This is a genomic window from Arthrobacter sp. EpRS71 (assembly GCF_001512285.1).
Classification (GTDB): Bacteria; Actinomycetota; Actinomycetes; order Actinomycetales; family Micrococcaceae; genus Arthrobacter.
Genome location: NZ_LNUV01000006.1, coordinates 1,943,455 through 1,968,708, shown reverse-complemented (window position 1 = coordinate 1,968,708; position 25,254 = coordinate 1,943,455). Strand labels below are relative to the sequence as shown.

25 protein-coding genes are annotated in these 25,254 nt (G+C 63.2%); 8 read left to right on the top strand and 17 right to left on the bottom strand.

What is annotated here, in order from left to right; genetic code table 11:
- Window positions 1-901: 901 nt before the first annotated feature.
- The 3 genes from rpsN to rpmB are packed head-to-tail and all read right to left on the bottom strand — an operon-like array spanning window position 902 to window position 1,615.
- Window positions 902-1,207, bottom strand: a complete 306-nt coding sequence (gene rpsN, locus AR689_RS19495) for a 30S ribosomal protein S14 (RefSeq protein WP_011776360.1) — start codon at window positions 1,205-1,207, stop codon at window positions 902-904.
- Between the two features lie 4 nt (window positions 1,208-1,211).
- Entirely contained in the window at window positions 1,212-1,379 is a 168-nt protein-coding gene (gene rpmG / locus AR689_RS19490; protein WP_003798558.1) for a 50S ribosomal protein L33, read from the bottom strand.
- The gene (gene rpmB, locus AR689_RS19485; protein ID WP_011776361.1) at window positions 1,379-1,615 is read right to left on the bottom strand and encodes a 50S ribosomal protein L28; all 237 of its coding nucleotides are present in this window, start codon (window positions 1,613-1,615) and stop codon (window positions 1,379-1,381) included. Before rpmB ends, rpmG begins: the two co-directional genes overlap by 1 nt.
- Before the next feature lie 395 nt (window positions 1,616-2,010).
- On the opposite strand from rpmB, the gene AR689_RS19480 reads away from it, so the two are divergent.
- From AR689_RS19480 to AR689_RS19470, 3 genes are read left to right on the top strand one after another with little or no spacing between them, the layout of a single operon-like run.
- Complete coding sequence (locus AR689_RS19480; protein ID WP_062072821.1) at window positions 2,011-3,495, top strand: ferredoxin reductase family protein; 1,485 nt, start codon at window positions 2,011-2,013, stop codon at window positions 3,493-3,495.
- A gap of 14 nt (window positions 3,496-3,509) precedes the next feature.
- Window positions 3,510-4,037, top strand: a complete 528-nt coding sequence (locus AR689_RS19475; protein ID WP_082698081.1) for an FMN-binding protein — start codon at window positions 3,510-3,512, stop codon at window positions 4,035-4,037.
- A complete protein-coding gene (locus AR689_RS19470) occupies window positions 4,021-4,812 on the top strand; it encodes an FAD:protein FMN transferase (RefSeq protein WP_082698080.1) in 792 nt (263 codons plus the stop codon). The genes AR689_RS19475 and AR689_RS19470 overlap by 17 nt, the downstream gene beginning before the upstream one ends.
- On the opposite strand, the gene AR689_RS19465 is transcribed toward AR689_RS19470, so the two are convergent.
- The gene (locus tag AR689_RS19465) at window positions 4,809-5,573 is read right to left on the bottom strand and encodes an SGNH/GDSL hydrolase family protein (RefSeq protein ID WP_062072814.1); all 765 of its coding nucleotides are present in this window, start codon (window positions 5,571-5,573) and stop codon (window positions 4,809-4,811) included. The two genes, AR689_RS19470 and AR689_RS19465, sit on opposite strands and share 4 nt — an antisense overlap.
- Before the next feature lie 53 nt (window positions 5,574-5,626).
- Complete coding sequence (locus tag AR689_RS19460) at window positions 5,627-6,106, bottom strand: MarR family winged helix-turn-helix transcriptional regulator (protein WP_062072812.1); 480 nt, start codon at window positions 6,104-6,106, stop codon at window positions 5,627-5,629.
- A gap of 68 nt (window positions 6,107-6,174) precedes the next feature.
- Between AR689_RS19460 and AR689_RS19455 the strand changes: the two genes are divergently transcribed.
- On the top strand, window positions 6,175-6,462 hold the full coding sequence (locus tag AR689_RS19455) for a YciI family protein (RefSeq protein ID WP_062072810.1): 288 nt from the start codon (window positions 6,175-6,177) through the stop codon (window positions 6,460-6,462).
- Here the strand turns inward: AR689_RS19455 and AR689_RS19450 are convergent.
- From AR689_RS19450 to AR689_RS19420, 7 genes are all read right to left on the bottom strand, one after another.
- Window positions 6,438-7,280, bottom strand: coding sequence for an SGNH/GDSL hydrolase family protein (locus AR689_RS19450; protein ID WP_062072808.1), 843 nt, complete (start codon window positions 7,278-7,280; stop codon window positions 6,438-6,440). The genes AR689_RS19455 and AR689_RS19450 overlap by 25 nt on opposite strands.
- Complete coding sequence (locus tag AR689_RS19445) at window positions 7,277-8,107, bottom strand: SGNH/GDSL hydrolase family protein (protein WP_062072806.1); 831 nt, start codon at window positions 8,105-8,107, stop codon at window positions 7,277-7,279. The genes AR689_RS19450 and AR689_RS19445 overlap by 4 nt, the downstream gene beginning before the upstream one ends.
- A gap of 240 nt (window positions 8,108-8,347) precedes the next feature.
- A complete protein-coding gene (locus AR689_RS19440) occupies window positions 8,348-9,403 on the bottom strand; it encodes a siderophore-interacting protein (protein ID WP_062072804.1) in 1,056 nt (351 codons plus the stop codon).
- A complete protein-coding gene (locus tag AR689_RS19435) occupies window positions 9,400-10,224 on the bottom strand; it encodes an ABC transporter ATP-binding protein (RefSeq protein ID WP_024818436.1) in 825 nt (274 codons plus the stop codon). The genes AR689_RS19440 and AR689_RS19435 overlap by 4 nt, the downstream gene beginning before the upstream one ends.
- A gap of 1 nt (window position 10,225) precedes the next feature.
- The gene (locus AR689_RS19430) at window positions 10,226-11,335 is read right to left on the bottom strand and encodes a FecCD family ABC transporter permease (RefSeq protein WP_062072802.1); all 1,110 of its coding nucleotides are present in this window, start codon (window positions 11,333-11,335) and stop codon (window positions 10,226-10,228) included.
- Complete coding sequence (locus AR689_RS19425; RefSeq protein WP_062072800.1) at window positions 11,332-12,447, bottom strand: FecCD family ABC transporter permease; 1,116 nt, start codon at window positions 12,445-12,447, stop codon at window positions 11,332-11,334. The genes AR689_RS19430 and AR689_RS19425 overlap by 4 nt, the downstream gene beginning before the upstream one ends.
- A 5-nt stretch (window positions 12,448-12,452) precedes the next feature.
- Window positions 12,453-13,523: an iron-siderophore ABC transporter substrate-binding protein gene (locus AR689_RS19420; protein ID WP_062072798.1), complete on the bottom strand. Its 1,071-nt coding sequence runs from the start codon at window positions 13,521-13,523 to the stop codon at window positions 12,453-12,455.
- Between the two features lie 491 nt (window positions 13,524-14,014).
- On the opposite strand from AR689_RS19420, the gene AR689_RS19415 reads away from it, so the two are divergent.
- A complete protein-coding gene (locus AR689_RS19415; RefSeq protein WP_062072797.1) occupies window positions 14,015-14,509 on the top strand; it encodes an FBP domain-containing protein in 495 nt (164 codons plus the stop codon).
- Window positions 14,510-14,586: 77 nt separating this feature from the next.
- Here the strand turns inward: AR689_RS19415 and AR689_RS19410 are convergent, their stop codons facing one another.
- From AR689_RS19410 to AR689_RS19400, 3 genes are read right to left on the bottom strand one after another with little or no spacing between them, the layout of a single operon-like run.
- Window positions 14,587-18,063, bottom strand: a complete 3,477-nt coding sequence (locus tag AR689_RS19410) for an ATP-binding protein (RefSeq protein ID WP_062072794.1) — start codon at window positions 18,061-18,063, stop codon at window positions 14,587-14,589.
- A complete protein-coding gene (locus AR689_RS19405; RefSeq protein WP_062072793.1) occupies window positions 18,060-19,007 on the bottom strand; it encodes a DUF4194 domain-containing protein in 948 nt (315 codons plus the stop codon). Before AR689_RS19405 ends, AR689_RS19410 begins: the two co-directional genes overlap by 4 nt.
- Window positions 19,000-20,457: a DUF3375 family protein gene (locus AR689_RS19400; RefSeq protein WP_062072791.1), complete on the bottom strand. Its 1,458-nt coding sequence runs from the start codon at window positions 20,455-20,457 to the stop codon at window positions 19,000-19,002. Before AR689_RS19400 ends, AR689_RS19405 begins: the two co-directional genes overlap by 8 nt.
- Window positions 20,458-20,771: 314 nt before the next feature.
- Here AR689_RS19400 and AR689_RS19395 point away from each other — a divergent pair, with 314 nt between their 5' ends.
- Window positions 20,772-21,074, top strand: coding sequence for a hypothetical protein (locus AR689_RS19395; RefSeq protein ID WP_024818444.1), 303 nt, complete (start codon window positions 20,772-20,774; stop codon window positions 21,072-21,074).
- 62 nt (window positions 21,075-21,136) lie between these two features.
- Window positions 21,137-23,101: an acyl-CoA dehydrogenase family protein gene (locus AR689_RS19390; protein WP_062072789.1), complete on the top strand. Its 1,965-nt coding sequence runs from the start codon at window positions 21,137-21,139 to the stop codon at window positions 23,099-23,101.
- 118 nt (window positions 23,102-23,219) lie between these two features.
- On the opposite strand, the gene AR689_RS19385 is transcribed toward AR689_RS19390, so the two are convergent.
- The gene (locus tag AR689_RS19385; RefSeq protein WP_231745602.1) at window positions 23,220-23,624 is read right to left on the bottom strand and encodes a YchJ family protein; all 405 of its coding nucleotides are present in this window, start codon (window positions 23,622-23,624) and stop codon (window positions 23,220-23,222) included.
- Window positions 23,625-23,811: 187 nt separating this feature from the next.
- Here AR689_RS19385 and AR689_RS19380 point away from each other — a divergent pair, with 187 nt between their 5' ends.
- Entirely contained in the window at window positions 23,812-24,651 is an 840-nt protein-coding gene (locus tag AR689_RS19380; RefSeq protein WP_062072785.1) for a hypothetical protein, read from the top strand.
- Between the two features lie 7 nt (window positions 24,652-24,658).
- On the opposite strand, the gene AR689_RS19375 is transcribed toward AR689_RS19380, so the two are convergent.
- Window positions 24,659-25,150, bottom strand: a complete 492-nt coding sequence (locus AR689_RS19375) for a flavin reductase family protein (protein WP_062072783.1) — start codon at window positions 25,148-25,150, stop codon at window positions 24,659-24,661.
- Window positions 25,151-25,254: the final 104 nt, after the last annotated feature.

Below are 25,254 nucleotides of genomic sequence, written 5' to 3'. Positions count from 1 at the left end.
AGGTTACTCACGTGTTACTCACCCGTTCGCCACTAATCCCCCAGCAAGCTGGGATCATCGTTCGACTTGCATGTGTTAAGCACGCCGCCAGCGTTCATCCTGAGCCAGGATCAAACTCTCCGTTGAAGTAAAACAAATCAAACAGACACAACCACACCCACCGGAAATAACGGTAGAACGCGGCTGCACAAAATTCGAAACCAGCTGAAAACCAGACCACCACACACGGGGGTGCGCAATGATCCAGCCATAATTTCAACCAATCAAAAAAACAATCGGCATCAACAAACTTGGCACACTATTGAGTTCTCAAACAACAGGTCATCCGGCACCAACCAGAACCCTCACAGGTCCCGGAATCGCTCCGGAGCAACTTTTCAAACTTACCCGACCCATCAGATCTTCGCAAATCAGCGTTTCCGCGATTTTTGATCCAATCTCCGGCCCCACCCGTCGAAAGCACGCTCAAAAGCGAGCCATTTTCCAGGCTGTTATCAAGGGGGTCGGCCTCCGCGGTTCTCAGCTCCAGGCTGTCTCACTCGCGGCGACTCAGAAGACATTACACGTCCGCCGCCCCGGGCACAAATCCACGTCTCCGCCACCCAAAACCCCGCAAACACAGGCCAACCGGCCCCACAGCACCGTCGATTCACCGTGAATCGACGGAAATCAAACCAAGTGAAGCCCATCACGCCCTGATTGCGAGCGGAAAACCGGCCGGGATCCGAGGTGGCGACCGCCCAAACGCGTACTGGCGACTGCCGCCGTCGAGGGACGTGAGAGAGCGACGGCCCCAAACCCGAGGGACGTGAGAGAGCGTCGGAAGGGGGCCGGTAAGCACGCTTAAACGCAAAAAGGGCCGGCAACCATAACGGTTGCCGGCCCTTTCAGAGCTTCGTGATTACCAGGAAGACTTGGTGATGCCCGGGAGCTCACCACGGTGTGCCATGTCGCGGAAGCGAACACGGGAGATACCGAACTTCTGGAGCGTGCCACGGGGACGGCCGTCGATCTGGTCGCGGTTACGCAGACGGATCGGGGAGGCGTTGCGGGGCAGCTTCTGCAGGCCGAGGCGTGCAGCTTCGCGTGCTTCGTCAGTCGCGTTGGGGTCAACCAGGGTCTTCTTCAGTTCGAGACGCTTGGCAGCGTAACGCTCAACAATGACCTTGCGCTGCTCGTTGCGAGCAATCTTTGACTTCTTTGCCATGTGTTTAGCGCTCCTCTCGGAATTCGACGTGCTGGCGGATCTTGGGGTCGTACTTCTTCAGGACCAGACGATCCGGATCGTTACGACGGTTCTTGCGGGTTACGTAGGTGTAACCGGTGCCCGCAGTGGACTTCAGCTTGATGATCGGACGTACGTCCTTGTCCTTTGCCATTAGAGCTTTACTCCTCGTGCCAGGATGTCAGCAACGACTGAGTCGATGCCGCGTACGTCGATGGTCTTGATGCCACGGGCTGACAGGGTCAGCGTGACATTACGGCGCAGGGACGGAACCCAGTAGCGCTTCTTCTGAATGTTCGGGTCGAACCGACGCTTGTTGCGACGGTGCGAGTGCGAAATGCTGTGTCCAAAGCCCGGCTCGGCTCCGGTCACTTGGCAGTGTGCTGCCATGACTCTCCTCCAAAGATTGAATGTAACGGCGTGCAGATGTTCCTGCGTTACCGTGCGACAGGCAGCGTCCGCATCCGGGTCCACACCATTTCGGTAGTTTCCGCAGCAAGTACGGCGAAGAAGGTTGGCCTCAGGACCGGGCAGTGAAAATCACTGGAACAGATCCTGGGATTCCGGGCGAATACAGGAATGCACGCAACTTGAGCCCCTAACTACCGGCCACCGGGACGTCAGTAAACCGACAGTCACCACCAACCGGAGCAATTGCACACGATCCGCACTACCTAGCGCCTAATTATTCTACGGGCCAAGGCAAATTAAGACCAATCAGGCATCATACGCCCAGTAAAGCTCTTTCACAGCAGAACCAAAGGATGCGTGGCGAGTCTTAGGTCATGACCTCGTTACTGACCCCTGATACTCCGGTGGAGAGCGGCCCGGCACCGGCGCGGCAAACGCCGCCAACCGCCGTCGAACGTTTCCGTCCGCAAGCCCGACGGCGGCTGGCCCGGGCCGATTTTCTCGGTGCACTGGGGTGGTTGTCCGGTGTAGCGGCGGTGGCATTGTGGCTGGCCGACGGCGGCGGCAGCGGCTTTGCTTCTTTTGCCGGGGCCATGACTGCGCTGGGCATTGTGGCTGGGCTCATCGGCATGGACCTGGTGCTGCTGATGCTCTTGCTGGCAGCCAGAATTCCGTTCATAGACAACACCATCGGGCACGACCGCGCGCTCGAAATACACAAGACATTGGGCAAGCCGGCGCTCTACTTACTCTTGGCCCACGGCCTCTTCATAGCCATTGGATACGGGGCAGCGGAGGGACTGGACCCCATCAGCGAGTCGGTCTCCCTGTGGGTCAATGTGTCTGACATGTGGCTCGCTTTCGTGTCCATGGCACTGTTCATCGCTGTGGTGGTCACCTCGCTGGTGGCTGTTCGCCGCCGCTTTGCCTATGAGTTCTGGTACGCAGTCCACCTGCTCACCTATGCCGCGGTGGCCACCGCGATCCCCCATCAGTTCAGCGTGGGCGGCCTGTTCGCCGAGGGTACCTGGCAACGTTGGTATTGGCTCGCGCTCTGCGTCGCGACGGGCGCAGCCCTCCTGTTCTACCGCGTGTATCAGCCGCTGGCCGCAAGCTCCCGGCATCAGCTCACCGTGAGCCGTGTGGTCCGGGTGGCACCGGACGTTTTCAGTATGGAAATGACGGGCCGGCACCTTGAGCGGCTGACCGGGTCCGGCGGACGCTTCTTCTTCTGGAGGTTCCTCGCTGCCGGGCACTGGTGGCAGGCCCACCCATTCAGCTTGTCCGCGGAACCAGCCGTGTCAACAGGTCCACCGTCAGCAGGTCATGGATCGGCGAGCCACGGCAAACTTCGCATCACCGTCCGGAACCTCGGCGACGGCTCAGCCCGCCTTGCCAGGATCAAGCGCGGCACCAAAGTGGCCATTGAAGGACCCTATGGAATGTTCAGCACCGCGGCCAGAACCCGCAACAAGGTGGTGATGATCGGCGCCGGCATCGGCATTACTCCGCTGCGGTCGCTCCTTGAATCCACACCGTTCGAACCCGGTCAGGCCACGGTTCTGCTCCGCGGTCACGACGAGTCCGAGCTCTTCCTGGCGCAGGAAATCATGGCCTTGTGCCAGGCACGGGGCGCCACGCTCTTCCACCTGACCGGTCCTCGATCCAGCGGCACCCGCTCCTGGCTCCCCCAGTCGGCGGCGGCGGCCGGGTTCACGCTCAGCTCCTACGCACCAAACATTGCCGACGCCGATGTTTACATCTGCGGCCCAACTCCGTGGGCTGCCTCCGTCATCCGGGATGTGCAGTCCGCGGGCGTCCCGGCCGAACAACTCCACTACGAAAGGTTTGACTGGTGAGGATCAGAGCAGCAATGGCAACGGCCCTGGCATCTGCGGGCATCCTGCTGGCCGGCTGGCAATCCGGGACCCACATCGCCGAGACGGGCCCATCAACCACCACCAGCCTGAGCAGCAGCGCCACAACCGGCGGATCAGCTGCCGACGGCAGCACAGGTTCAGGCAGCACAGGTTCAGGCACCACCGGCTCCGGCGGCACCGGTTCCAGCAGCACAGGTTCAGGCACCACCGGTTCCGGCGGCAGCTCGGCGTCGGAAAGCACGACGGCGGCAACGTACGACGGCGCGTCAGTCCAGACCCGCTTCGGTACAGTCCAGGTGCAAGTGACCATCCAGGACGGCAAGATCACGGAGGTCACGCCGCTCCAGCTCACAGATGCCGAGCGGAAGTCCGCGCAGATCAGCAGCCGCGCAGCTCCGGTGTTGAGGACCGAAGTGCTTCAGGCCCAGTCAGCCAAGGTCCAGACCATCGGTGGGGCAACAGTTACCAGCGACGCCTACCTCACCTCACTCCAGGCAGCCCTCGATGCAGCCAATTTCTAGCGGCCAACAGCTCCGTGCCCGAACATTCCGCAGCATGGGCACTGTGGTGAGCCTGACGGTGGCGAGCAGTATCTATGCTCAAACAGCCGTGGATGAACTCGAATCCGCCGTCGAGGTTGTTGAAGGTATTTTCGCGCATCTTGACCTGACGTTCAGCCTGTACCGGACAGGCTCGGAAGCGAGCCGGCTGGCGCGCGGGGAGATCACGCTGGCGTACACATCGGAGACCATGCAGGAACTCTACGCAGAGGCATCCGAGTGGCGGCTGGCAACGGAAGGCGCCTTCACGGCAGAGCGTTCGGACGGCATCTTGGACCTTTCCGGGATCGTCAAGGCCCATGCGATGCGTGAGGCTGCGTTGTCGCTCCGCGCGCTTGGGCTGGGGAACTGGTGCCTGAACGCGGGAGGGGATGTGTTGGCGAGCGGGTCACCTGGGCCCACCGCTCATGAACCGTGGCTGGCCGGCGTCGTTGACCCCCTGGATCGCCGGTCGTTGCTGGGCGCGTTCCCGTTGGCATCCATGAATGCGCTGGCCACATCGGGCTCAGCCGAGCGGGGAGAACACATCTGGGCAATCGGCGGCGCACCACCGGAGTTTGCTCAGGTCTCGGTGGCGGCCAGCGACATCGTCACTGCCGATGTCCTTGCCACAGCCATCGTCGCTGGTGGCACCCGGACCTTGGACCAGGCCGTTGAAAAGTGGGGCGCGGACGTTCTGGCGGTACGCCGGGACGGCACCCTGCTGGCTACGCCGGAGTTCAGGAACGCAGCCTAGAGCGGCCGGATCAGCTCGGGGTACTTGGGGCTCAAACCGTCGCCGGAGGACACTCCCCGCACGCGGCGGGCAACCCACGGAGCCGCAGATTCCCGGAACCAGCGTGCGTTGGCTTTCAATGCCTCTACACGATTCATCAGGCGAACCGGCGCCAGCTCGGGAACTTCGATCACATGCTGGTGCTCAAGGACGTCCAGGACGCGCTTTGCCATGTTGACGTGACCGGCGGTGGACATGTGCATCCGATCCTCACCCCAGAGCCGCCAGTCGTCGTATTCATCGAACCGCCAGTAGTCCACCAGCAGGGCACCATGGTTTTCCGCGATTTCGCGCACCAGCTCGTTGTAGATCGCCGTGCGTCCGCGCATCGCGCTGAAAACCTTGGAGCCTTTCGCGTCAAAGCCCGTGAAAAGGACCACGGTGGCGCCCGACGCGCTCAACTTGGCAATGCCGGCGTCGTACTCCTCCAACAGCGAGTCAATGTCGATCTTGGGCCGCAGGATGTCGTTCGCGCCCGCATACAACGTCACCAACGTGGGCTTCATCGCTACGGCGGCATCAACCTGTTCAGCCATGATCTGCCGGAGCTTCTTGCCGCGAATGGCCAGGTTGGCGTAGCCAAAGTCCTCGTTGCTGTGGGCCAGCTGCCCGGCGACGACGTCGGCCCAGCCGCGAACACCGTTGGGGCGTGCGGGATCGTCATCTCCAACTCCCTCAGTGAAGGAGTCCCCCAGGGCAACATAACGGGCAGAAAAATCCATGCCGTCAGTCTGCCACTTCAGCGCTCGAGGCCACAAAGCACCCGATGAGAGGGTTAAGAGTCACGGAGGATCCAGTGGTTGTTGTCCAAGCGGGCCACGATTTTCTCGCCGATCCGGGCAAGATCCGCGACGTCGTCCGGGCTGAGCGAATCGAGCATCAGCGTCCGCACGGATTCCACATGTCCCGGGGCGAGGGACACGATGGTGGCCATGCCGGCGTCGGTCAGGTGCGCTACGGTCACACGGGCGTCGCCGGGGTGCGCCTGCCGTTCCACCCAGCCGCGTTTCTGCAGTTTGGTGACCACGTGGGAAAGGCGCGACAAGGAAGCACTGGTGCGTGCGGCGAGCTCACTCATGGGGAGGTACCGGCCCTCTGTTTCGGAGAGCATCGCGAGGACGTTGTAGTCGAACAGGGACAGTTTTCCGGCGGATTGGAGCTGGGTGTCCAAGGCCGAGGGGAGCAAGGTGTTGATGCTCAGGAGGGCCAGCCAGGCACGGCGTTCGTCGGCGTTCAGCCAGCGGGGTTGAGTCATGAAACCATCTTAGGAGAATTAGCTACTTTCTTAGGTCCGGTCCCCCGCTCAGGCGATAGGCTGACGGCATGTTTGTCGTCTCACTGACCTACAAGGTTCCCGATGAAATTGTCGACTTCCACCGCCCGGGCCATATGGCCTGGCTTAAGGAAGCGTTCGACGCCGGGACTTTCCTTGCGTCCGGACGCCGGGTCCCAGCCACCGGCGGTGTTCTGCTCTCCAAGGTGGACAGGGCCACGCTCGATGCCTCGTTGGCCGAGGACCCGTTCTACAGCAATGGCGTGGCCGAGTTCGAGATCATCGAATTCACCGCCACCAGCGTGGCTGAGGGTTACGAGAACCTGCTCGACAGCTGAGGCGCCTTGGTTGTTGTTGTGGCGAGTGCCCTCGCGGTGCCCAGCCGTTCCGGCAACACCACCGGCATGAGCTCCGGCCAGCGCGGACCCAGGCGGTCCCCGCTCGAGACGCCGCGGAGCCGCCGCGCAAACCAAGGCCCGACGTCGCGCCTCAGCCAGGCGACGTCGTCGGCGATGTTTTCGGTGAGGGTCCGCGGACGGGGAGCTGCGAGCGTTGGCGATTGGAGCGTGTGCGGGGCCCCGAGGACCTCAAGGACTTTCTTGGCCATGTAACTGTGGCCCGGAGCGGCCATGTGGAGGCGGTCGGGAGCCCACATGCGCGGATCCTGGAACTTCTCGAAACACCAATAATCCACCAGCAGCGTCTGGTACTGCGCCGCAATCCGCCGAATGGCGCGGTTGTAGATGGCGGTGCGCAACGTGAGCGGTTCGAGCAACGGCGACAGGGGAACGTTGTAGCCGGTGAACAACAGGACTGTGGCGCCACTGGCCTTGAGCCGCCTCACCGCGTCTTCGTAGTCGCGCATGAGCTTGGCCATGTTGAGCCGTGCCATGAGGAGGTCGTTGCCGCCGGCGTAGAAGCTGACCAGCGTGGGCTTCATGGCAAGGGCCGGCTCAATCTGTTCGTCGATGATGCGTTGGAGGCGCCGGCCCCGGATGGCCAAGTTGGCGTATTGGACGGTTTGATCGTGCCGTGCCAGTTCTTCGGCCACGCGGTCTGCCCAGCCCCGGCAGTTGTTGGGCAGCCGCAAATCGATGTCGCCTACGCCCTCGGTGAAGGAATCACCGAGGGCCACAAACCTGGTCTGTTCCGTCACTTCAATGCCTCTTCCATGAGCTTCTTCAAACCGCCTTTGCGTGGCACCTTCACGGGCTCCGGCCAGCGGGGGCTCAACGTGTCGCCGAGAGTGACACCCCGCAGTTTGCGTCTGAACAGCGGCACCACCCAGTCATTGACCCATCGCCGCTGCCGGCGTTCCCATTCGCGCACGGACATGCGGGTGGGCGGGCCCCATTCCTTCGGCGAGATCTTGTGGGGGACGTTGAGGTGGTCGAGGACTTGAGCGGCCAAGTACTTGTGGCCGGCTTTGGACATATGCAGTCTGTCCGGCGCCCACATCCGCGAGTCCTTATATGCGTCGAAGCACCAGTAGTCCACCAGGACGGCCTCATATTTTCGGGCAATGTGGCGGACTCTTTGGTTGTACAAGGTGTTGCGCTTCTTGAACGGCTCCAAGACGGCCGAAACTTTCACGTCGAAGCCGGTGAACAGGACCAGGGTGGCCCCGGTTTCGCTCAGGCGCGCAACCAGCAACTCGTAATCTTTGAGGAGCGCATCCATATCGGTGCCGAAGTCGAGGATGTCGTTACCGCCGGCATACAGCGTGATGAGCGTCGGCTCCATGGCGAGGGCCGGCTCGAGTTGTTCATCAATGATGTGCCGGAGCCTTTTGCTGCGAACGGCCAGGTTGGCGTACTCCCAGCCCGGCTCGGCCTTGGCCAACTTCTCAGCGACCCTGTCCGCCCATCCGCGGACCCCGTTCGGCAGGACCTTGCTGGGGTCCCCCACGCCTTCGGTGAAGGAATCCCCGATGGCGACAAACCGCCGTCGAACGTCACTTCGGTCCCCGAGTTCCTCCCGCACCCCAGCGACCCTACCCGCCCCCGGTTAAGCCCGAACCAACCCCACGTGAACTCCCCAAACACGAGGAAAGTGAGAGAGCGACCGCCCCAAACACGAGGGAAGTGAGAGAGCGTCGGAAGGTGACGCGCGCACGGACGGTTGGCGGGTATCCGGCAGCGTGCGTCAAAGCGACGAAGGAGCAGCACGCCGAGGATGGCCGCCAAGCGGTCGCACGGCGCTACGGCGGACTAATGCAGGGGCTCAGCCCTCCGCCTTGCCTCGCCGCCAGTAACCCATGAACGCCACTTGCTTGCGATCGATGCCAACATCACGCACCAGGTACCGCCGCATTTCCTTGATGACGAACGCTTCACCGGCGATCCAGGCGTAGAACGGCAGGGCACCGGCCGGCAGCGTGGGGTTCTTGCTGGCTTCGATGGCTGCAGTGTCCATGCGCTGCGGGGTTTCCCAGAGGATTTCCTGGTCCACGTTGACGTCTTCCGGTTCGGGACCAGCGGCGGTCTCGGTGCCTTTTATACCCACCCAGCCGGGCACGGGAACGGCTTTGGCGACGGCTTCCTTGAGGAGTTCGCCGTGGGGACGGGAGCGTCCGATCGCGGCACCGCGTGCAAGCCAGGTGATTTCGATATCGGCCGGGGTGACGATGTCCTGGAAGTCGCCGGCTTCGGGTACTTCGAGGAAGGCGTGGCCGGTCATGTCGGCGGGCATGCTTTCGAGGATGGCGCTGATGGCGGGGACTGCGGTTTCGTCGCCGGCCAGGAGCACGCGTTGGGCCAGGCCCGGGCGCCATTCGATGCCGCCGTAGGCTCCGGCAGTGGTGCACTGCGCTGCCCTGTTGTTGGGGCCGATGATGGTGAGGGCGTCTCCAGGTTTCGCGGCAAGAGCCCAGTTGGCTGCGGGTCCGCCGTGTCCGGCGTCGTCGAAGTGCATGACGAAGTCGATGTCGATCTCGGGATACACGGCGTCGAGGCGCTCGGAGCGGACGGTGTACGTGCGCATGTCACCCCGGACGGACGGGTCCATGGCCAACCATTCCTGGTACCACCCGGATTCTTCCATCTTGAAAACAGGCAGCGGAATGACGTTGCCGGATGCGTCGCGGGACGGGATCATCAGCTTCACCCGGAGGTCCAGGGTGTCTCCGGCAACGCCAAAGTCACGCAGGGAGTAGCCACCAAAGGTGATGCGGCGGAAGCTGGGGCTGAGCTCCTGCACGGCCGTCACGGTGACGTCGAAGGCGAGGGTCATGGGCTCCACGGCGGCGCTTGCTTTTGCCTGGGTCGGTTGTGCACTCATGAGGCGATCTCCAGTTCGTTGGTTGAAGCGGGCTGTGCGTGGTGGCGTCCGATGGGGACGATCAGCGGGGTGCCTGAGATGGGGTCCGGAACCACACGGGATTCCAGGCCGAACACGTTGAAGACGAGTTCTTCAGTGACCACTCTGGGTGCTGGCCCTTCGGCCACGATGCACCCGCCTTTCATGGCAATGACGTGGTCCGCGTAGCGGGCTGCGAGGTTGAGGTCGTGGAGCACGATTGCCACGGTGGTGCCGCGGCTTCGGTTGAGGTCCGTGATCAGGTCCAGGACTTCCACCTGGTGTGCCAGGTCAAGGTAGGTGGTGGGTTCGTCGAGCAGCAGGACGTCGGTTTCCTGGGCGAGGGCCATGGCGATCCAGACCCGCTGGCGCTGCCCGCCGGACAGTTCGTCGATGCTGCGGTCAGCGAGTTCCAGCGTGGAGGTGGCGTCGAGCGCGCGCTGCACCGCGGCGTCGTCGGCGGCTGACCAGCTGCGGAAGAAGCCTTGGTGCGGGTAGCGGCCGCGGCCCACGAGGTCGCGCACGGTGATGCCGTCAGGGGCGGTGGGGTGCTGCGGGAGCAGGCCGAGAGTGCGCGCAAGTTCGCGGGCGGGCCGGGTGTGGATGTCCTTGCCGTCGAGGGTCACTGAACCGCCGGCGGGTTTGAGCAGCCGGGACAAACCGCGCAGGAGCGTGGACTTGCCGCAGGCGTTGGCGCCCACGATCATGGTCACTTTACCTTCGGGGATCTCAGTGGTGAGTCCCTCCACTACCTTGCGTGCCTCGTACTGGAGCGTGAGGTCCTTGGCATTAAGGATGGCCATGTCAGGCCTCCTTTCGGTTCGACGTGACCAGCAGCCACAGGAGGAAGGGTGCGCCGAGGGCGCCGGTGATGACGCCCACCGGGAGGACGGTTCCGTCCAGGATGACGGGAGCGATGTTGGAAGCGAAGAAGTCGGCGAGCAGCACGATCAGGGCACCGGTGAGGGCCGACGCCGGGAGGCTGGGTTTGCGGACGATACGGCGGGCGATGGGTCCGGCGAGGAAGGCGACGAACGCTACCGGGCCGGCGGCGGCAGTTGCGACGGCGGCAAGCCCGACGGCGCTCAGCACCAGTCCCAGCCGGGCGGCGTTGACCTTGATGCCGAGGCCGGCGGCTGCGTCGTCTCCGAGTTCGAGGATGCGCAACGGACCGGCGAGGGCAATGACGGCGGGGATCAGGACCAGCAAGGACACTGCGAGGACGCCAGCGCGGTCCCAGGTGGCGGAGTTCAGGGAGCCGTTGAGCCAGATCAGGGCATCCGCGGCGGTGCGGATATCCGCGCGGGTCATGAGGAAGTTGACCACTGCGTGCAGTGCAGCGGCGATGCCAACGCCGGCAAGGATGAGGCGGTTGCCTGCAGCGTTGCCGCGGCTGCCTCCGCCCGCGCCGGAACCACCGCGGGAGATTGCGTAGATGATGGCCGCAACGCCGAGCGCTCCACCGAGGGCAGCCCCGGAAACCACGGCTCCGGAAGCACCGAAGATCACGATTGCCGTCACGGCAGCAGCGCTGGCGCCATAACTGATGCCGATGATGTCCGGGCTGGCCAGCGGGTTGCGCAGCATGGTCTGGAACAGTGCGCCGGCCAGGCCGAACGCGATGCCGATCATGGTTCCCACAACTGCCCTGGGCAGCTTGTGCTCCATCACGATGAAGCTCGCACCGGGGATTTTCTCGCCGCCGGTCAGGTGGTTGATGACAATGGTGAAGAAGTCCGGAATGGTCACCGTGTAGCTGCCCAGGAGCACGTACACGGCGAACATGACCAGGAGCGCCAGCCCGAGGAAGAACGTGGGGCTCAACACTCGCCGAAGGGACGTTTGGTGATGGTGCTTCGGGGCACCATTGGCGCTGACTGCCAACTCGGTGGGGAGTTTGTGGACGGTGGTCACAGTCCGGCCCCCTTACCGCGTCGGATCAGCCAGACGAAGACGGGGGCACCGATGATTGCGGTCATGATGCCTGCGGGGACTTCACCGGGAAGCAAGATGACGCGGCCAACGATGTCGGCGATGATCAGCAGGATGGGGGCCGCCACCGCGGAGAACGGCAGGATCCAGCGGTAGTCCGGCCCGGTCAGCGAACGGACAGCGTGCGGAATGACCAAGCCCAGGAAGGCGATCGGTCCGGCCACGGCAGTTGCGGAGCCACAGAGCAACACGATACCGAGACCGGTGATGCTGCGGGCCAGAGTGACGTTCTGGCCGAGGCCTCGGGCAATATCGTCGCCCAGGGCAAGGCTGTTCAGGATGCGGCCGCCGGCCAGGACAATCACGGCCCCGACGGCCAGGAACGGCAGCGCCGGCACCAGGACGGACCAGTCACGCCCACCGATGGTGCCCACCTGCCAGAAGCGGAAACGGTCAAAAGTGTCTTGGCTTGAAACCAGGATGACGTTCATCAGGGAAAACAGGCCTGCGCTCAGGGCTGCACCTGCGAGGGCGAGCTTGACCGGCGTCGCGCCGTCCCGTCCCAGGGAAGCGACGGCATAAACCACGACGGCGGCCGCCGCAGCACCAAAGAAGGCGAACCAGATGTAGCCGGACAGCGAGCCGATTCCGAAAACGTAGATCCCGACGACCACTGCGAGAGCGGCACCGGCGTTGAGGCCCAGGATGCCCGGATCCGCAAGCGGGTTGCGGGCGACGCCTTGCATGGCTGCACCGGCCAGGCCAAGTGCGGCGCCGGCAAGCAAGCCCAGCACGGTGCGGGGAATCCGGGCGATGACCACAGCGTGGTTACCGTCTTCCGGATTGAAGTTGGTGAGGGCTTCCCACACGGTGTTGTGGGGAAGTCCGCGTGCGCCGATCGCCAAGGATGCGGCGCAGACTGCGGCGAGTACGACGACGGCCGCCAGCAGCCAAGCGGTGCGCTTGCCTGCCATGCTGCGGGAGACGGTTCCCCCTCCGGTTCCAGCAGCTTCAGGGGCGATGCCTCCCGGGCCAGCCGACGCCAAAGTGCCGCTGCCCCGTCCCTGGACTGCCGTCGTCGTACTCAGTTTCATTGCAGTTACTTGCCCGCTGCGTCCGCGGCCTTACCCAGCTGCGGCAGGAACGTGTCCAGCGCCCACGGCAGGCTCAGCGGCGAAGAGGCGGAGATGGAGAGCGTCAGCGTCTGGTCCGAATCAGCAACCAGGGCGCCCTTCTTGATGGCCGGGATCTGGCCAAGCAGCGGGTCAGCCTTGATGGCGTCAGCGGTGGTGGCGTCCGGAACCCAGGTGACGAAAACGTCGGATTCGAGCTCGTTGGCCTTTTCAGCAGACCACGGGATGAAGAATTCCGTGTTGCTCTTGGTGTTCTCAGTAACCACGGGGGCCAGCTTCATGCCGATTTCGGAAAGGAAGCGGGGGCGGTTGTCGATGGCCGTGTAAACGTTGGCGCCATCGCCCTTGGCGGGCTCAAGGTTGCCGTAGATGAAGGTCTTGTCCTTGATCTGCGGGAACTTGGAAACCTTGTCCTTGACAGTGGTTTCGGTGTCCTCGATCAGCTTCTTGGCTTCGGCTTCCTTGCCCAGTGCCTTGCCGATCAGGGTGGTGCTTTCCTGCCACGGGGTGCCGTAGGCGAGCTCCGGCTGCGCTACAACGGGGGCGATTTCGCTGAGCTTCTTGTAGTCAGCCTCTTCAAGGCCCGAGTAGGCGGCCAGGATAACGTCCGGGTTGAGCTTGGCGATCTCGGTGAAGTTGATGCCATCTGCCTCGGAGAACTGGACCGGAGCCTTATCGGTGCCAAAGCCGGCGCCGAGCTTCTCCAGCGCTGCATCCTTCCAGGGGGTGGAGCCCTTGTCGTTGTTGCCCCACTCGTTCTTCGGGACACCCACGGGAACAACGCCCAGTGCGATCGCGACGTCGTCATTGACCCACGAGACGGTGACTACGCGCTTGGGCTGTTCCTTGATGGTGGTCTCACCAAAGACGTTCTTGATGGTCACCGGGAAAGCTGATGATGCTGCCTGCTCAGAGGCCGGTGCGGACGTTGCCGGACCAGTGGAGCAGCCGGTGAGGGAAAGAGCGACGGCGGCCAGAGCGGCCGTCGCGGTTCCTGCTGTCTTCAGCAGGGCGCGGCGTGGGAGAAGGGAAGCCACGGGACTCCTTAAGTAAGTGATGCGAACCTAAGTAAGGCTAGCCTAGCCTGCCGATAATTAAGAAACGTTTGCGTCACCTAATCCACTTCATGCGCAAAATGGGATGTAGATCACACCCCCTCTCACATCCCAAGCCCTTCAACCCGACCATCTCTCACATCCCAAGCCCTTCAGGCCGACCCTCTCTCAGTGGACATCTGCCCGGAGTCTTGAAAGTATTGGCGGCAGCGGACTACCGCTTCTTACGGAATCGAACGAGGGGATGAGCGTGCGCACTGTTTCAGCTGCTGCCGCCATGGTTGGCGAGGTGGCCGCATTGGCCTGCTTGGCACTCCCCCTCACGTCGGCATCTTCTTAGGCTCTTAGCCGCGCACCCCTTTTCCGGGTCTCTTTGCTGCGCCCGCTTTCTCAGATGACCGACGACTTCTGCCATTTCGCGCGCACCCACATTCTGCGCACGGACGTCGACCATTTCCGAAAGAAGCTTTGCCATGCAGAAAATCACTGCCCAACAAATCCGTTCGTCTTTTATCAACGCCAGCAGGTCCGAGGCCGCCAAGGTCAACCTGCCCCGCGACTTCGAAACCCTCGACTGGGACAACCTGGAGTTCCTCGGTTGGCGTGACGAGAAAATGCCCCAGCGCGGATACCTTGTGGTTTCGCACCGGGGCAAGCTCACCGGGATCCTGCTTCGCGCTCCTGAAGGCGGCTCCGGTAAGCGGCGCGTGGTCCTCTGCGAACTCTGCCGCGATGTTTTCTCGAAGGACGATGTTTACCTGTGGGTCGCCAAGAAAGCCGGACAATCGGGCAAAGACGGGAACACCGTGGGGACTTTGATCTGCGCCGAGTTCGGCTGCAGCACCAACGTCCGCAAGGAGCCACCCGTCAACGAGATCAACCCGGACCCGGCCGCCGTCGTCGTTCGACAAATCGCGGGACTGGAGTCAAGGACCGAACAGTTCCTGGACCGGGTCCGCGCCAAGTAGATGCTGGAGCAACGCGGGGTCACTTATGGCCCTTTTGAGCCCCCATAGGGGGCCACAAGTGACCCCGCGTTGCTCTGTTAGCGCAGGACGATGTCCACCGGGTTGGCTTCGGAACGCCACGCTCCGGGCTCTCCGGGTCCGGCAATCACCGGAGCCGTGAGCACTCCCGAGCGGTTGGTTCGCTTGTCGCGGAGGATTTCCGTGACGGATCCAAGGTGCCTCGAAAGGTCGATCACGTTTTCCGGAGCCGCGAGGAGCAATTGGAATCCGAATTCGTGAAGCGCCTTGATGCCGGCGCCCGCGAATTCCTCCGAAGCCAACACGAACGCCTCGTCCATCATCACAGTGCCGTAGGTGGTGAACCCTTGCTCGGCGATGCCCAACTGGTAACTCAACGCCGCAGCCATGATGAACGCTGTGAATCGCTGGCGTTCACCGCCGGACATGGAGCCGGTATCGGCATGCATGAAGACTTCGGTCTTCCGCTTGGCGGCTTTGCCGGTACCGGTTTTATTCGACTTCGAAGCCACCTCGCGGTGTTCCTTGCACTGAATAAACAGGTGCCCGCGGACGTCCAGCACTTCAGCCCGCCAGCGCCGGTCCTCCGGCGTCTGCGATCCGAGCCGCTTCACCAGGGTTTCGAGCGACTTGTAGCGCGAGGTGAGTTCGGCGTCGTCGTCGATTTCTGCTGGCGAACCAGCAGCAGCTCCGCGTGACGGCCGGGTGTGCTTCGCCTTGAGCGCGTTCTGGATCGCGTCCTTGAACTGTTTGGCCGTGGCCGGAAGCGTCTGCTTGATATCCAGTTCCAGGAAGCTGCCCTCATGGAAGTTGACCTGGGACAGGATGCCGTTGAGGGGCAGGATGCGGCTGGTGATGCTGCGGCGTTCCTCGTCCAGCAAGTGCAGGAGCGTGCTGAACGATTCGTGCGTCCTCTGGTTGAAGAACAGCCGGAACTCGGCTTCTTGGGCAGGCAGGCCATCGCTGACGATCGCGTGGTACCGGGATTCGAAGTCCCCGGCGGCGCCGATCGACGTCCCGTGATCGGCGCTGATGGCACTGCCCCAGTCGCGCACGAACGCTTCGAACATGCGGGTTAACCGCTCGGCGGTCGCCTGCCCGCGCGATTCCGCAGCATGCAGTTCGTCGAGCAACTTGTTGCGGACGCTGTTGGCCAGGTTGTCGAGCTCGTACAGTTCGGAGACGTCGGCGACGCCGTCGAAGTACGGCTCCAGCGCGGTAATAGTAGTAGCCGACGGCGGTGCTTGCTCCAGCTTCAGCCTCGCGGCATCGAGCAGGCCGTCCGCCGTGGTCATCTTGTGGTCCAGCGCCTTGTATTCGCTCTGGAGAACGGCGGCCGTACCTGTGGAGGACTGGTGCTTTTCCCGCACGGTTTCGATGCTGGCACGCAACGGCTCCAGGTCTGCCTGAGCCGCCAAAGCATCCGTCAGGCGCTGCTCGATCCTGGCAAGCTCATCCGCGGCGACGGCTGCGGACACTTGCTCCCAAGGCCGCTCATCTTCGGCAACCCGGCGCAGTGCCTCGAGCTGACGGGCCATTCCCTGGTGCGAATCCTCGCGGCTTTGGGCTAGTTCCGCGGCCTTCACGAGCTCGTTTTCCAGCTCGCCCACCCGCGCTGCAACCAGCTCGAGCTTGGAGGCGTTATCGAAACCGAGGACGTAATCCTGGCGGCTCGTGAAACGGTCGTCCTTCTCCACGGTATGGCGGTTGCGCTTGACCACACCGCCCAGGCTCAGGCCCTTGTCCATCGAAGCCAGCTCGTCCGGGTCCTCGACGCACGGGTACGCGAAGTCCAAGGCGATCCGCTCGCGGATCCATTCACCGGCGTCGGCGTTGGCGCCCGAGGTGAGGATGCTCAACTTCGTCAAGAGGTCGCCGTCGGACACGTCCTCCACAGCCAGGGCGCCCCCGGCGAGCGGCTTGGAGACATCAACGGCGCGGAGGGCGCCGCGGACGGTGTTGTCATTCAAATAACGGGTCACCGCCGCGAAGTGCTCGCCAGGTACCAGCAACGTGGTGGCGAGGTTACGCAGCGCGCGCTCGGCGGCCGGGCGCCACTGATCCTGCCCCTCGGCGAGATCAATCAGTTCGCCACCAAACGGCATCCGCTCTTCCGGAATGCCCGTGGACGCCGCGATGGCGGCACGGTTTTCAATGCTCGACGGCGGCAGCAGGGACTTGCGGGACCGCAGGGACAGCAGCTCCTGCTGAGCCGCGGCAAGCTCGCGTTTCTTGGTGGCGTGGCCGTCGAAAGCCTCGAAACGAAGCTCCTTCAAAGCCTCCGAATCGTCCTTTAGTTCTGCTGAACGGGCTGCTGCCTGCTCGTGGGCCTGATCCCAGCCCTCGGCGGACCACTCAAGGTTCAGTCCAGCGTCGGCCAAAGCCTTCCTGGCCGAATCCTCCACCTGCTGACGCAGCTTCAGGCCAACCTTCGCGTTCTCCAACGACTGCTCAATCGCCGAAATCGCGTTACCGCCGCGGTTGTTGTAATCCAGTTCAAGGTCGCGGAGCTCCTTGGACAAGCCGTCCCGCACCGTGCGCTCGGCGGCCAGCTCCTGGGCTTTGGACTGAGCCAATTCCTTGAACCGGGCCAGCGTCTTGGCGTGGACCGTGACCGCAAGCTGCTGCTTGTAGGCCTCAAATTCTTCGCCAGCCAGCTCCCGGAGACGGTTCGCGTCCAGCAATGCCTGCGCGTACTCCTTGTTCAGCTCCGGAACGGGAGCCAACTGGTCGCGCTGTTGCCGCACATCCTCCAACCGCTGCCGGATGGACATCAGGTTGCTGAATTCCTCCACCACATCATCGGCTGCAGCCAACGTGGCGGGAGCATCAAGCACCTGGTCGCGGAAGAACGTGTTCACGCTGCCGCCCAAGCCCTTGCCGGCCTGGATCACGCGAAGCAGCGGAAGCGCCTGGTCCGAGTTGATGCCCAGCAGCCGCCGGAAGCGTTCGGCGAACGCCTTGTGCACGTCGAAGACCTGGCCCTCAGGGAAGATCGACTCCAGCGCACCCTTGGTAAAGCGCTTCTGGGCAATGCCCTCGATCGCTTCAAGGTCCAAAGGTTTGCTGTCGATCACATAAAAACGCCCGACACTGGACTCCGTGCCGTTCTTCGGCAGGTCGAACAGCGCCGACACCGTCACCTTCGTGCCAGCCGCGTTATCAAACGTCAGCGCGACGGCGGACCATGTGGCACCAGGGCGTTGGAAGGCACTGGCCGAACTATCGCCCACCGCCTTATCACCCACCTTGCCGCGCATGTAGGTGAACGTGGTCCTCTTGTCCTCCACAGCACCGCCGGAACGCTGGGCAGCGGCCTCGTTCGAGCGCGGCCGGGCATCAAAAACGCGGAGCATCGCATCAAAAAGCGTCGACTTGCCCACGCCCGAGTTACCCGTGAGGAGGGTGCCCTTGCGGTCCACATGCATGGTGTGGGCGCCATGGAACGTGCCCCAGTTGACCACCTGCACCAACGCGAGGCGCATCTGGCCTGGGTTCGTAAGCTCGCCTAGCGGGAGCATGCTTGCGATGGTCACTTGGCTGCCTCCTCTGTTGTTGGGTCGCCGTCCGCGGCGGGGGCGGCATCGGCGTCGTCATCGCCATCTTCACGACTGGAGTCAGAGTCCAGGTCCAGGAGGGGTTCTGTTCCTGATTCGTCGGCGGCTACTGCTATCAGGGCCTCTATTTGGGCCGGGATGTCTCCGATGTTGTCAAACGGGAGGGCCAGGGGGAGGGCGTTGCTGATGGTGTACGTGTCATCCAACGGTGTGGGGAGGATGAGTTGGCGGGCCAGGAGTTTGGTGATGGTGCGCGTGACGACGTCGGAATCGCGCAGGGCATCTTGTTGGCCGGCGGGTGTGTAGTTGGCCACGAGGTCCGAGATCTCTTCGCGGGTGATGGTGGGGTCCGTTTGGGCTGTGACATGGCGGTCCAGAAGGAGGCGCAGGCGCAGCAGCACGATGGTTTCCACTCGGCTCAGGGCACGCTGCTGACGCAGGATGCTGGAGCGGGAGCTCGCGCCGATGACTTCCGGATCGACGGGCCGGAGGACCGCGATTTTGCGGTCGTGATCGAGTTGCAGGCTGAGGAACAGCTCGGAGAGGCGGCTGCGGAGGATCAGCTGGTTGTCCAGCAGCGTGGTCCACAGTTTCTCGTCGCGGCCACCGTCGATGTACGGGCCTTTCAGCAGCTTCACCAGCGCATGGCGGACCTTCATGGGAATCACTCCGGTGTCGCCCGGGAACAACGCAGCGCCGTCCACGAAGGTGTCCCGCGGAGTCACCCGGAACGGGTCAGCGTGGCTGACGTCAGCAGCCGGCTCAGCCTCAGCGGGCCCGGGTTCAGGTTCGGGGGCTTCCACCTGCACGCCGTCGTCGGCGACGCCGTCCGTGTCGGCGACGCCGTCCGCCTCGGCGAGGCCGTCCGTATCAGTGACGTCGTCCGCGTCGGTGACGTCCGTCGTCGTGATTTCTTCAGTCATCAGAATCCTCATTCAGCGTGACGACAGGCAGGTACGCCGTGCGGATGCTGCCGTCGATTTGTTCGAAGTCGATGTGTTCCCAGGCAGCCCTGTCGAAGGCAGCGCCCGTCTGAAGCGCCATGGACAACAGGGTGCGCACGGTGTTGATGTGACGTTCTTCAGCGGGCAGGTTTTCCCACGCGTCGCCCAGAGTGGATGCACCGGCCATGGCTGTCCGGATGACAGCGGGCTTGGCCTTTCCGGTGCGTGCCGACCGTACGCGGTCCGAGTCGCTGAAGGCGATGGGATCGGCCAGGCGCGGGGGTGTTGCAAATTCGTCGGGATCGAAAAGTTTGACCATGGCCAACGACTCAAACCCGGCGTTGAACAGGACCGGCCCGCGCACCAGGCCTGGGCGGTCGCGTTCGTACGGCATGGACCGGATGGCTTGCTCCGCCTCGGCCAGCACCTTACGCAGGCTGACGGACTGCCGGACGTCGTCGCTCTGGATGTAGGTGTTCAGGCTTTCGGAGAGCTTGCCGTAGATCCGCTGGATGTGGCTGTGCTGTGTGCGCAGTTCGGCCACCAGGTTTTTCAGCGTCTCCCGGTCCTCGTGGGAGAGGTCGTCAGCGAATTGTCGGCTCAGCACCTCGCCGATCGCCGAACGGAACCGCAGCTGCTGCTGCGGATCCTCAAGGAAGGCCGTGAAGGAGCGGAAGGTGCGGCCTTCCGGGCTTTGCCGCAGGCGTTTGTCGGCCTCCAAAACCTGGGCCATGGTGGCGCCCTTGCTCAGGGATTCCTCGATGATCTGGTTGCGGAGCTCGCCCACCAGTTCTTCGATCCGGTCACGCATCTTTTTGTAGTCGGCTGGCAGGCTGGCCGCGAGGTCCAGGATGTTGCCGGCCGCTTCAACTGCTTCCTCATCGTCCAAAAGCCCATCGAACTCCCCGGAGCTGATGTCTTCCACCAGCTGCTGGCGCTCGTGGATTTCCTCTTCAAGGGCTTCCAAGCGCGCGCTCTGGTCAGGGTTGGTCTCGTTGGCGAGTTTCTCAACATCGCCCAACAGTGTGCCGAGCCGCGAACCGTTCAGCGTGGAACGCTCACTGGAAAGACTGTCCAGGAACGCGAGCACGCGGGCTGCGGGCTCGGTGACTTCGTAGACGATCTGGCCCGACTGGTTACGACGCGTCAGGAACTGCTTGCGGGTCCACTCATCGCCGAAGAGTTTGCCGTTTTGCTGGCCGCCAAGGGCCGGATCCTGGCGGCGGAGCTGCTCCAGGAAAGCGTCGACGTCGGCATGGAACTCTTCGAGCGGAAGCTGCGGCCGGGTGCGGGTAAAGGAGGCCTGCAGCACGGCGATCACCCACGGAGCCGACCGTGTCAGAGCCCACGCGGGGCCTTTGGTCAGCTGTTCGAGATCACGGAGCCGGGCGCTGATGGCGTCGGCGGAGGACATGGCTGAACGGGACAACTACTCTCCTTCAGCTGCTGCGAAACCTGGCTGGCAGCGAAAACTGCCCCGTACAAGGTTAACGCAGAGCGTCGCTTGGGCGACCGACGGGAGGAAGCACCGCCGTCGAGCCTGACGGAAGCACCGCCGTCGGGCCCTTCAGAGCGTGTCCGCCGCAACCATTCCGTAACCTACCGCCCGGTATGATTTCGATCCCATATCAACGCTGTTCCCACGCGTTTCTGCACTGGCCGGAAACCACAGCCGCCCCTAGTGTCAGAGCATCGACGCAGCCACGCCGCGTCAACCCACGCACCGTCGCCCCGGGGGGAACCATGAATTTCGACTTCTCTGCGCTCGATACAGCCACGTACGTATTCATTGGAACACTGGTCTTCGCTGCAATTCTGGTGGCATTTATTGCCGCCGCAGCACTGGCAACCATCATTCTTATTGGCGCCATGGGCTTGGTCTGGTACACCGCCAAAGGTGTTCTGGGCGGCCTTGTCCACGGCATTAACTTCGCGTGGGACCGCCTGGTCCACCACGCAGGACAAGTGGAAATCCCGGCCGAATTCCAGCCTCAGATTTCCCCTAGCACGGGTAGCTACTCGCGGGTAGCATTGAGGGACAGCTGAAGGGTTCCCACCCAAGGCGGACCCTGGCTCCATCCGGCACAACCGGCTAGAGGAGTTCTCCCATGACGTCCGCCACTGACAACAGTCTCGCTGCCGCAAGCGTCAATGCCACCGCAGAAGAAGCCCGCGCCGTGGCCGAGGCCGCCCGCGAAACTGAATGGAACCGGCCAAGCTTCGCCAAAGGCCTTTACTTGGGCAGTTTCGACCTCAGCCTGATCCACCCGTGGCCGCAAGCCAAAACCGAGGATGTTGAGCGCGGCGAAGAGTTCATGGCCCGCTTGCTGGTGTTCGCCAAAACCATGTCCGGCCGCGTGATTGAACGCGACGCCAGGATTCCCGACGAATACCTTAAGGGGCTCGCTGACCTCGGTGTTTTCGGCATGAAAATCCCTCGCGAATACGGCGGCCTGGGCCTGTCCCTTGTTTATTACGGCCGCGCGCTTGCCCTGCTGGGATCGGTCCACCCGAGCCTCGGTGCCCTGATTTCCGCCCACCAGTCCATCGGCGTTCCCGAGCCCGTTAAGGAATTCGGCACACCAGAGCAGAAACAGGAATACTTGCCGCGTTGCGCCGCCGGCGCGATTACCGCCTTCCTGCTGACAGAACCCGACGTCGGCAGCGACCCTGCGCGCATGGGCGCAACTGCCGTACTGTCCGACGACGGCGACTCCTACCTTTTGGACGGCGTGAAACTGTGGACCACCAACGGTGTGATCGCCGAACTGGTAGTGGTCATGGCAAGGGTTCCTTCCCATACCGACGCTGACGGGACCGAACACAAGGGTGGCATCTCCGCTTTTGTGGTTGAGATGAACTCCCCCGGCATCACGGTGGAGAACCGCAACGCCTTCATGGGCCTGCGCGGGATTGAGAACGGCGTGACCCGTTTCCACCAAGTACGGGTGCCCGTGGCCAACCGGCTGGGCCGCGAGGGCCAAGGACTCAAAATAGCCCTCACCACCCTCAACACGGGGCGGCTCTCCATCCCTGGCCTGTGCGTGGCCGCCGGCAAGTGGAGCCTGAAGATCTCCCGCGAATGGTCCAACGCGAGGACGCAGTGGGGCCGTCCGGTGGGCAAGCACGAAGCCGTGGGCAAGAAGATCGCGTTCATCGTTGCCACCACGTTTGCGCTGGAGGCCGTCTTTGAACTGTCCGCCGAGATGGCCGACGCCGGGCTGAAGGACATCCGCATCGAAGCCGCGCTTGCCAAGCTGTGGTCCACGGAACTGAGCTGCCGGATCGCGGACGAACTTGTCCAAATCCGTGGAGGCCGGGGCTTCGAGACAGCAGACTCCCTGGAAGCCCGGGGCGAACGGGCAGTACCGGCCGAGCAACTCCTCCGGGACCTCCGCATCAACCGGATCTTCGAGGGCTCCAGCGAGATCATGAAACTCCTGATTGCCAGGGAGGCCGTGGATGCCCACCTTGCCGCCGCGGGCGACCTCGCCTCAGCGGACGCGAGCCTGCAGGATAAGGCGAGGGCCGCCGTCGGGGCCTCCGGCTTCTACGCCCGCTGGTTGCCCAAACTGGTGGCCGGCGCTGGCATGGATCCGCGTTCCTACGCGGAGTTCGGCCGTTTGGCGAAGCAGTTGCGGTTCGTTGAACGTTCGTCGCGGCGGCTGGCCCGGCAGACGTTCTACGGCATGGGGCGGTGGCAGGCGAAGCTGGAGCACAAGCAGGCCTTCCTCGGCAGGATCGTGGACATTGGGGCGGAGCTGTTCGCCATGGCAGCGTGCTGTTCCCGAGCCGAAATGCTGCTCCGCACCCATCCCGAGCAAGGCGCGGCCGCCTTCGAGCTCGCCGAAGCGTTCTGTGAGCAGGCACGCGTGCGGGTGGACGAATATTTCGACCAACTGTGGAGGAATACCGACGACGGCGATCACCACCTTTCGCGCAAGGTCCTCGCCGGTGACTACGCCTGGCTGGAGGCCGGAGTGCTGGATCAGTCCGAAGGCACCGGCCCATGGATCGGCGATGCCTCCCCCGGCGCTTCAACCAAGGAGAACCTGCACCGCAGCTACCGGTGAGGCTTCCCGCTGCGTTCCCTCCCAGTTAGTGCGCAGAACAACGTGAGGCCCACATGCGAGGCCGCGGAATTTCCTCAATCGCCGCCGGGAATGTGGAGGCAACTGGGAAGGAGCGCGCTCAGCGAACGTCCCCGTCCACGTAGAACCAGCGCTTATTTTCCCGGACGAAGCGGCTGACTTCGCGCTGGACCCCGCGTTCGCCGTCGAGCCTGTAGTGCGCAGCGAACTCCACGGTTCCCGTCGTGTCCAAGGGGCCGCCGTTCACTGTGGAAATGATGTCCAGCCTGCGCCACTGCATGTCCGAATCCAGGTCCATGGACGTGGGACGGGTAGAGCTGTGCCAGGTGCGCAGCAGGTACTCCGGGTCCAGGACCGCGAAGGCAGAGTATCGGGAGCGCATCAGCTGCGCGGCCGTTGGCGCATGGGCGTCGCCGCGGTGGAAGCGTCCGCAGCAATCGTGGTACTGCTCACCGGAGAGACAGGGGCAGGCGCCGTTGCGGAGTCGGGCTAAGTCAGGGGTCACGGGGTCCCAATCTGAGGCTGAAAATGAGAGCTGGGCAACATATTTTCCCACGTCATATAACAGCTTCGAAACAACCCCGCCAGAGGGTGGGGCGGGGCGTGATTCCGTCGGTGCTGGACCTTAGGCTATATATGCAAGCTGGGTGGGCAATGGGCGCATCACAAAACGACGGCCAGGGGAGGCTAACGTGGAGGATCCGACAACACTCGCCATCAATTTGACGTATTTGGGGACGTTGGGACTCGCGGTCATCATGTTCCTGGGTCTGGTGTTGATCGTCATCATCACTCTGGTGATCGCCGGAGTTGGACGGCTACTCTCCATCATCCTCTTGGCCATGGTGGGAATTTTGCCCAAGAAGGCCACCACCCCCATAGTTCGCCTCCCTCAGCGCCCTGCACGGGTGCCTGATCCCGCTGCTGAAGAAGAATTCGTGCCGTCCGCACTGCCGGAACTTGGCTTCGCGCCCGCTGCTGCTGATGTTTCCGATGACGCACCTTCCGAGCCCTCTGCGCCCAAGCGGGACTTCTTGGGAGATGCCCGACGACGGCTCTCGGGTGCAACTTCAGCATTGAAGGAAGGCACGTGGAAGGCCAAGGTAGACCCCCGCAATCTGCCGAAACCTGCTGAGGTCAAGTCAGTGGTGGAACATCAGGCGGCGCACCACCCGATCGTTGTTGCTGCTGCCAAAGAACCGCCCGTCCTCGCGAAAGACTGGGCAGACGCTGTGGCTGAGGCAGACGAACGTGCGGCCGAACGCGCCAAAGCGCAGCAGCCGCCGGCCATCAAGGTCACGGTCCGCGACCTCGACGAGCCGACGCCATCCTCCAACGGCCAAGCTACGTCCCCCAAGCGTCCGGATCTCCCGCCCAAGAGGCCGGATCACGGACCCTCACAGACCGGTGATGCCACGAGCCCTGCCTCGGGCAATGGGGCCAAGAAGTCAGGCCCGGAGAAGTCCAAGAATGGAAAATCTCCGAGCCCGATTCGAAAAGGCACCCTCAGCGGAGCCAGCCGCAACTCGTAGGTCCCGGCTAGGCAGCCAACTGCCGGAACGCGGCACCGTGGTAGATCAACGGCTTGGATTCAAGGTTGATGGTGGTCGCCTTAACCTCCAGGACCACGATCGCGTGATCCCCGGCAGGCGTCTCCGACACAACCTCGCATTCGAAGCCCAGCACGGCGCCGTCAATCAGTACCGCACCTGAATCGCTCACGCTGGTGTCCAGGCCAGCAAAACGGTCACGTGTCTTGGAGGCCAGCTGGAGTGCTGCCCCTTCCTGTCCCTCGGCCAGCACCGAAACACCCAAGCGCTGGGCTTGGCGGAGCTTCGGCCAGGTGGTGGAGGAGTTCTGCACCGCGAACATCACCAACGGTGGCTCCAGCGATACGCCCACCGTGAAGGAAGATGCCACCAACGCTTCCGGTGTGAAATCCACCATCGCGCTGAAGGCAGCAACTCCGGATGGGAACTGCGCAAATGCTGCCTTGATGGCCGCCGTTTCTTCCACTGTGGTCTGTGTCATTCCGCTGTCCCCTTCGTGCGTTGCTTGAGTTCCCTCCCCATAATTCACCTGCTTCCGGGAACGGCAATATTTGTTGATTCACAAGACATTTGTGTTGCAGCGTG

What these genes read in the sequence shown, in the direction of transcription:
- rpmG (WP_003798558.1), bottom strand. Translation starts at nt 1,379, where the DNA reads ATGGCAAAGGACAAGGACGTACGTCCGATCATCAAGCTGAAGTCCACT.
- AR689_RS19440 (WP_062072804.1), bottom strand. Translation starts at nt 9,403, where the DNA reads ATGAGTGCACAACCGACCCAGGCAAAAGCAAGCGCCGCCGTGGAGCCC.
- AR689_RS19480 (WP_062072821.1), top strand. Translation starts at nt 2,011, where the DNA reads ATGACCTCGTTACTGACCCCTGATACTCCGGTGGAGAGCGGCCCGGCA.
- AR689_RS19390 (WP_062072789.1), top strand. Translation starts at nt 21,137, where the DNA reads ATGACGTCCGCCACTGACAACAGTCTCGCTGCCGCAAGCGTCAATGCC.
- AR689_RS19375 (WP_062072783.1), bottom strand. Translation starts at nt 25,150, where the DNA reads ATGACACAGACCACAGTGGAAGAAACGGCGGCCATCAAGGCAGCATTT.
- AR689_RS19460 (WP_062072812.1), bottom strand. Translation starts at nt 6,106, where the DNA reads ATGACTCAACCCCGCTGGCTGAACGCCGACGAACGCCGTGCCTGGCTG.
- AR689_RS19435 (WP_024818436.1), bottom strand. Translation starts at nt 10,224, where the DNA reads ATGGCCATCCTTAATGCCAAGGACCTCACGCTCCAGTACGAGGCACGC.
- AR689_RS19455 (WP_062072810.1), top strand. Translation starts at nt 6,175, where the DNA reads ATGTTTGTCGTCTCACTGACCTACAAGGTTCCCGATGAAATTGTCGAC.
- AR689_RS19395 (WP_024818444.1), top strand. Translation starts at nt 20,772, where the DNA reads ATGAATTTCGACTTCTCTGCGCTCGATACAGCCACGTACGTATTCATT.
- rpmB (WP_011776361.1), bottom strand. Translation starts at nt 1,615, where the DNA reads ATGGCAGCACACTGCCAAGTGACCGGAGCCGAGCCGGGCTTTGGACAC.
- rpsN (WP_011776360.1), bottom strand. Translation starts at nt 1,207, where the DNA reads ATGGCAAAGAAGTCAAAGATTGCTCGCAACGAGCAGCGCAAGGTCATT.
- AR689_RS19415 (WP_062072797.1), top strand. Translation starts at nt 14,015, where the DNA reads ATGCAGAAAATCACTGCCCAACAAATCCGTTCGTCTTTTATCAACGCC.
- AR689_RS19475 (WP_082698081.1), top strand. Translation starts at nt 3,510, where the DNA reads ATGGCAACGGCCCTGGCATCTGCGGGCATCCTGCTGGCCGGCTGGCAA.
- AR689_RS19425 (WP_062072800.1), bottom strand. Translation starts at nt 12,447, where the DNA reads ATGAAACTGAGTACGACGACGGCAGTCCAGGGACGGGGCAGCGGCACT.
- AR689_RS19470 (WP_082698080.1), top strand. Translation starts at nt 4,021, where the DNA reads ATGCAGCCAATTTCTAGCGGCCAACAGCTCCGTGCCCGAACATTCCGC.
- AR689_RS19465 (WP_062072814.1), bottom strand. Translation starts at nt 5,573, where the DNA reads ATGGATTTTTCTGCCCGTTATGTTGCCCTGGGGGACTCCTTCACTGAG.
- AR689_RS19405 (WP_062072793.1), bottom strand. Translation starts at nt 19,007, where the DNA reads ATGACTGAAGAAATCACGACGACGGACGTCACCGACGCGGACGACGTC.